This window comes from bacterium, from assembly GCA_024228115.1.
Lineage (GTDB): Bacteria > Myxococcota_A > UBA9160 > UBA9160 > UBA6930.
The window spans coordinates 1-5,945 of sequence record JAAETT010000655.1 but is presented as its reverse complement, the minus strand read 5'-3'; the positions used below and the strand labels follow the sequence as shown (position 1 = coordinate 5,945).

At 63.9% G+C, this 5,945-nt stretch carries 6 protein-coding genes and 1 pseudogene; 5 read left to right on the top strand and 2 right to left on the bottom strand.

The window, feature by feature from the left end; genetic code table 11:
- Positions 1-158: 158 nt before the first annotated feature.
- Both GY937_27240 and GY937_27235 read left to right on the top strand, forming a co-directional pair.
- Positions 159-1,118: pseudogene (locus GY937_27240) on the top strand (DUF2330 domain-containing protein).
- A 160-nt stretch (positions 1,119-1,278) separates the two neighbouring features.
- Complete coding sequence (locus tag GY937_27235; protein MCP5060409.1) at positions 1,279-1,461, top strand: hypothetical protein; 183 nt, start codon at positions 1,279-1,281, stop codon at positions 1,459-1,461.
- A gap of 132 nt (positions 1,462-1,593) precedes the next feature.
- Here the strand turns inward: GY937_27235 and GY937_27230 are convergent, their stop codons facing one another.
- On the bottom strand, positions 1,594-2,604 hold the full coding sequence (locus GY937_27230; protein MCP5060408.1) for an LLM class F420-dependent oxidoreductase: 1,011 nt from the start codon (positions 2,602-2,604) through the stop codon (positions 1,594-1,596).
- A gap of 75 nt (positions 2,605-2,679) precedes the next feature.
- Between GY937_27230 and GY937_27225 the strand changes: the two genes are divergently transcribed.
- Entirely contained in the window at positions 2,680-3,855 is a 1,176-nt protein-coding gene (locus tag GY937_27225; protein ID MCP5060407.1) for a CoA transferase, read from the top strand.
- 38 nt (positions 3,856-3,893) lie between these two features.
- Here the strand turns inward: GY937_27225 and GY937_27220 are convergent, their stop codons facing one another.
- Positions 3,894-4,403 carry a DUF3365 domain-containing protein gene (locus GY937_27220; GenBank protein MCP5060406.1) on the bottom strand — a complete coding sequence of 170 codons (510 nt, stop codon included), beginning with the start codon at positions 4,401-4,403 and terminating at the stop codon, positions 3,894-3,896.
- Positions 4,404-4,575: 172 nt separating this feature from the next.
- On the opposite strand from GY937_27220, the gene GY937_27215 reads away from it, so the two are divergent.
- Both GY937_27215 and GY937_27210 read left to right on the top strand, forming a co-directional pair.
- Positions 4,576-5,409 (top strand): enoyl-CoA hydratase, encoded by an 834-nt coding sequence (locus GY937_27215; protein MCP5060405.1) that lies wholly within the window; start codon positions 4,576-4,578, stop codon positions 5,407-5,409.
- A 63-nt stretch (positions 5,410-5,472) separates the two neighbouring features.
- Positions 5,473-5,784: a DUF1330 domain-containing protein gene (locus GY937_27210; protein ID MCP5060404.1), complete on the top strand. Its 312-nt coding sequence runs from the start codon at positions 5,473-5,475 to the stop codon at positions 5,782-5,784.
- The last annotated feature ends 161 nt before the right edge of the window (positions 5,785-5,945 follow it).

Sequence of the window (5,945 nt, the reverse complement as noted above, 5' to 3'; positions counted from 1 at the left end):
GTCAAGTCAATCCGATACCGCTTCTTCGACATACGGGCCCCATGAATCGGCCCGCGACACGGCGAGAACCGATTGGCTGCGGGGGACGCAGTGCTTAGCATGACAACACTTCCGCCTTTGGTCGATACAAGGGACTAGGTTACGTCGCTGCCGAGGGCCTCGGCGTCACGATCGAAGCCTCCTACACCGTCGGCGAGTACGACATCCTGATCCTCTCCGCCAAGGAGAGCGCGGGCCTCGAGACCTGGCTCACCGATAGCGGCTACCGCCTTCCCGAGGGCGCCGGCCCCGTGCTGGGCTCCTACCTGAAGCAAGGCATGCGCTTCTTCGTCGCCAAGGTGAACCTGGAAGAGCAGGCGAAGGCCGGCTACCAGACGCTCCGTCCCCTGCAGGTCGCCTACGAATCACCCAAGTTCATGCTGCCGATTCGCCTCGGCACGGTGAACGGCGACGGGCCCCAGGAGCTCTTCGTCTACGCTCTCACCCGAACGGGCCGCGTCGAAACCACGAACTACCGAACCGTGAAGCTTCCGACGGGTATGAACCTGCCGGTTGCGACCAAGGAGCGCTTCGGCGAGTTCTACAAGGCGCTCTTCAGTGAGCAGACCCGGCGCGAAAATTCCGAAGTGGTGTTCCTCGAATACGCCTGGGACATGGGATGGTGCGATCCCTGTGCCGCCGATCCTCTTTCCGCCAAGGAACTCCGTGAGCTTGGGGTCTTCTGGCTGGACGAAAACGCGCCGAGCACTCCCCCAGGAATCGTCCCGCGGAGAAGAAGGCCTTCCCCGGCCCAGAACGTCTTCGTCAGCCGGCTCCATGTTCGCTACGACCGGGATCATTTTCCGGAGGATCTGCGATTCCAGGAGACCGGAGACCGCGCCAACTTCCAGGGGCGCTACGTCCTGCAACACGCCTGGACGGGCGAAGCCCAATGCCCAGCCGCGCAGGCGTACCGCCGCGCATTGCCCGAGCGTCAGGACAAGGAGGCCCAGACGCTGGCCTCATTGACCGGCTGGGATATCGGTGAGATTCGTGGCTGGGCAGGCCTCTCGTCGACGACACCGGAGGATCCCGTCGAGCCTACGCCCTGGTGGAAGAAACTCTGGCCCGATCAGTAGCAAACAGCGTTTGGAACTCGGTGAGGGGTGATAATAATCACCCTGGGAACGTGCGCAGTCTGCGATGCTGAAGAAAAGGAAAGGGAAACCGGGACCGAGGTCCGGCATCTCAGTCGCGTACCTTTCCAACCAAGGAGATTCTATGACTCGCATTCTGAATCTGCGCCGCCTCGGACTCGCCGTGGCGGTGGCCGGGCTTCTGGCCCTGCCGCTCGTCGCCTTCGCTGACAGCCACGAAGCGGGGGAGGCCAATCCCTGCAACCCGTGCGCGGAGAATCCGTGCAACCCGTGCGGCGACAACCCGTGCGACGACAATCCCTGCAACCCGTGCGGGGGCGACTGATTCCAGTCGTTCAGAATTCCTACGCGGCGGGGGCCCTGGCTCCCGCCGCGTTCGTTTGGGCTGGCTCTCAGGCTGCGGGGTCGAGTCTGAAGAACCAGACACCACCCGTGCCGGTCCATCGAAGAACTTGCTTCAGCATGCGCGAAGCTCCTCGATGGCCGCCTGGCGGTCCTCCTTCTTTGCGAACTCGAAGTTGCAGAAGAGCCGATCGATCCGGCCTCCGAACCGCTTCTTCAACTCGCCAGCGACACGGTGTGGCTCTGCCACGACGGCGAACTGCTCCAGGATCTCATCGCTGATGAGCGTTCCCATTTGTTCCCACTCGCCTTGCTTCGAGAGTGCGTTCAGCTCGCCTTGCAGCTCCCCCCAACCGTGGGCCTCGAGCACGCCCCGATAGGCCGGTGTCGAGCCGTAGAAGGCGATCTGTCGCGTGACCGCCGTGCGGGACGCTTCCCATTCCTTCTCGTTCGCGCCCGAAACAACGAAGACCGGATAGCAGACTTCGAAATCCTCGCGCTTGCGGCCTGCCGCAGCGAGGCCTCGCTCGATGGCCGGTAGCGTGACTTCCTCGAAGTACTTCGGGGTGCTGAAGCCGTGGACGAGCATGCCGTCCGCCACCTCGCCGGCCACCTCGGTCATCTTCGGGCCAACGGCGGCCAGAACCACCCGCGGCGCTCCGTCTGGATTGTTGGTCGGCGTGAACATCGGCGTCATCAACGTATGCGTGTAGTAGTCGCCGCGGAACGCCAGCTTCTCGCCCTCGTACCAGCAATCCCAGATGGCCCGCATGGCCAGGATGAACTCACGCATGCGTGCCGCCGGGTGGGACCAGGGTTGGCTGAAGCGTTTCGTGATGTGCGGTTTGATCTGGGAGCCGAGGCCCAGGATGAAGCGGCCCTTCGAGAGTGCCTGGAGATCGTTGCTGATGCCCGCAACGATCATCGGGTTGCGCGCGAAGGCCACGGCGATCGAGCTCATCAACTCGATCCGCTGCGTATGCTCGGCGGCGAGCAGGAGCGGGAAGAACGGATCATGGGCCATCTCGGCGGTGATGAGGCCATCGAAGCCCTGCGCTTCGAGAGCGCGTGCCGCGTCGGGCACGGTCGCCAGATCTGTCAACATGAGCCCCGCGTCGACCTTCATGGAATCTCCTTCGGATGAGAGCCGGCAGGGTACCGTGGCTCCGCGTGTCGGGCCCGCCTCCTGTAGGCTCGTGTCGTGGCCTCTCCTCTCGACGGAATTCGTGTCCTGGATCTGACCCGCTATCTGGCCGGACCGTTCTGCACGATGATGTTGGCCGACTACGGCGCCGACGTCGTCAAGGTGGAGGCGCGGGAAGGCCGGGAGTTTCGTCCCGCCGGCGCTGCGCGCGACACGTATTTCTTCTTGTCCGCGAATCGGGGCAAGCGTTCGATCACCCTCGATCTGCGCAAGCCGAAGGGGAAACAGGTCTTGCTGCGCCTACTGGAGGCGACGGACGTCGTGGTCGAGAACTTCCGGCCCGGCGTGATGGAGCGGCTTGGCCTCGGGGGCGAGGCGTTGATTTCGCGCTTTCCACGATTGATCTATTGCGGCATCTCTGGCTTCGGACGCACGGGGCCCTACGCCGAGCGGCCCGGTTTCGATCAGATCGCCCAGGGCATGAGTGGCTTCATGGCCCTGACGGGAACCGAGGCGAGCGGGCCGACCCGCGCGGGCATCGCCATTTCGGATCTGCTGGGTGGCTTGTTTGCGGCTCACGGCATCCAACTCGCACTCTTGGCACGTGAGCGGACCGGTCGCGGGCAGATCGTGGATACGTCACTGCTCGAGGCGACGATCGGCGTGCTCACCTGGGGCGCAGGGATGTACTTCGATGCGGGACGCGATCCGGGGCCCGCGGGTCAACACCATCCTCTCTCGTCGCCCTACGGCAGATTCGAAGCACGCGATGGATTCCTCAACCTGGCGGCCGGAAGCGATGCGATGTGGGGGAAAGTGGCTGAGACGCTCGGTCGCGCCGACTGGCTCGATGAGGAGCGTTTCTGCGACGCGCCCGCACGCGTGCGGAACCGCGAAGAACTCACCGCGGAGATCGAGGCGGTGTTAGGGGGAGCCGACGTCGCGGAATGGGTCGGCCGCTTCAACCGGGCAGGTGTTCCCTGTGGTCCGGTGCTCACGATTGCCCAGGTGTTCGAGGATCCCCACGTGCTGGCGCGCGGCATGCTGGCGGAACTTCCCCATCCAGAGATCGGCACGTTCAAGACGACGGGTCTGCCGGTCAAGCTCTCGGATACGCCCGGACGCATCGAACGGCGTCCGCCGCTGCACGGGGAACACACGCACGAGGTCCTGGTCGAGAACGGGTGGGATGAGACGGAGATCGCTGGACTACGCGACGATGAAGTGATCTAGCGGCGACTGCCGAGCGTCCGGGTCGTGCGCCGACGATCCTATGGGTCCTGCGCCGGTACCTCGCTCCAGAAGACGCCTCGCAGGTCCCCCTCGGCAAAGCCGGTCGCGCGATCTTCCGGGTAGCGTTCTGCCAGGCGCTCGGAAACTCCAGGCGCGAGGGAGCTGCCGTGGCAGGTGAGGCAAACGGCCTGGGTGACGATCGGTTCGACGTAGCCTGTTCCTCCTCCGGGTAGCGAAATCTCACGTGGTTCGCGGTCAGCCGCGTCTTCCAGGTAGGCAGCGAGTACGGGCTTGACCCAGCTGGGACTGGCGTTCGCCGGGTTGCGCAACCGGTGGCTGGTGCGGCCGAGGCGGAGTCCATCTTGCGCTCGAGCTTGGGCAATCTTCGGCGCTTCCATCCGGCATGCGTCGATGGCTTCGACCGGCCCCTTTTCCAGGCCTGCCTTCAACGCTGCCTGTAGATCGCGCTTGAAGGGTGCAAGGCGAGCGGCGGCAGACGCCTCGTCGGCCTGGGCCGGCAAACAAGGGTAGAGGAGGACCGTCAGCATGATGAATGCCGTAGCGGATGAGCGGCTCGCAATCGATCTCGAGCTGGGATTGGGCGCATGCATGCAGGGTAGGATGACGAATCACAAGCCCCGAATGCCAGCCTGGGCGGGCAAGTCGTTGGGGCGCGAGCGGGTGATCTCGGCCTATCCTCCTCGCGAGAAGGAGAACGCCATGGCTGATATCCGTCGTCTCGATCTTGGAACCGATCACGTCCTTGCGGAGGTGGAGGACCGGGTCGCGACCATCACGCTGAACCGGCCCGAGCGCCGCAATGCCTTCAGCAACGAGATGCTCGAGGGCCTCGCGCGTGCATTGGAAGAGGCGGAGGGCGATCCGGAGGTCGGCTGCGTCGTATTGACGGGTGCGGGCAACGGCTTTTGTGCGGGTGGCGATGTGAAGGCAATGAACGAAGCGAACCAGGGCAAGGGAGCGACGGGCGGAGGTATCGACGCCGCGATCCATCGTCAGCGCCTCTCGCAGCGAGCGACATCGGGCAAGGTCTACGACATGCCCAAGCCGGTGCTTGCCTCTTTGCCTGGCGCAGCCGCAGGTGCGGGCTTCTCCCTGGCGATGGCATGCGATCTGCGCATTGCCTCCGAGCGGGCGGTGCTCACCACCGCCTTTGGCAACGTCGGCTTCAGCGGTGACTACGGCGGCACCTTCTTCCTCACCCAACTCGTGGGCGCCGCCAAGGCGCGAGAGTTGTATTTCCTTCCGGATCGGCTCGACGCTGCGGAAGCAGAGCGGCTCGGCCTCTTCAACTGGGTCGTTCCGGCCGAGAAGCTCGCCGCCGAAACCCGAGCCATCGCGTCGAGGCTGGCTCAGGGCCCGACGGTTGCCTACCGCTACATGAAGGAAAACCTGAACCGGGCTGTGGCCGGCGAGATGGGCGACTGCATGGATCTCGAAGCCACCCATCATGTCCACACCGGCTTCACCGAAGACCACCGCAATGCGGTCAAGGCGTTCGTGGAGAAGAAGACGCCTGTATTCAAGGGGAAGTAGCCGATCGTATCCGCTGTCTGCTAGATCCCGACCCTCAACTTCTTCACTTCAGGAGCCCAACCCATGGCCGACGTGCCGGTCTATCTCGTCGTCAACCTTCATGTCGAGGACGCGGACCGCTACCTCCAATACGAGAAGGGTTTCTTTTCGATCCTCAAGGAGCACAAGGGGCAGTTCATCACGTATGACGACAATGCGGAGACTCTGGAGGGGACGATGCCGCGTTCCGGCCGCATGGTGATCTTCAGCTTCCCTTCGGAAGAAGCGGCCAAAGGGTGGTACAACGATCCCAAGTACCAGGCGCTGTCGGAACATCGTCGGGCCGGGACGAAGCTCGAGTTCCTCACGCTGATCCACGGATTGCCGCCGCGATAGCCCGCGCTCGGTTTCATGGTGTCTAGCCTGAACTATGCACGAAAGTTGGCTGAGAACCTGGCTTTCCACGGTTTCGGCGTGCCGCGCGGCGATTGACGCTGACGGATTTCGTTTTGGGTGGTCGATGCCCATTCCGTGGCGAGAATTTGGGGCGTGCCTCG

Excerpts from the sequence above, each read along its gene's own strand:
- GY937_27230 (MCP5060408.1), bottom strand. The coding sequence starts at position 2,604 with ATGAAGGTCGACGCGGGGCTCATGTTGACAGATCTGGCGACCGTGCCC.
- GY937_27210 (MCP5060404.1), top strand. The coding sequence starts at position 5,473 with ATGGCCGACGTGCCGGTCTATCTCGTCGTCAACCTTCATGTCGAGGAC.
- GY937_27220 (MCP5060406.1), bottom strand. The coding sequence starts at position 4,403 with ATGCTGACGGTCCTCCTCTACCCTTGTTTGCCGGCCCAGGCCGACGAG.
- GY937_27215 (MCP5060405.1), top strand. The coding sequence starts at position 4,576 with ATGGCTGATATCCGTCGTCTCGATCTTGGAACCGATCACGTCCTTGCG.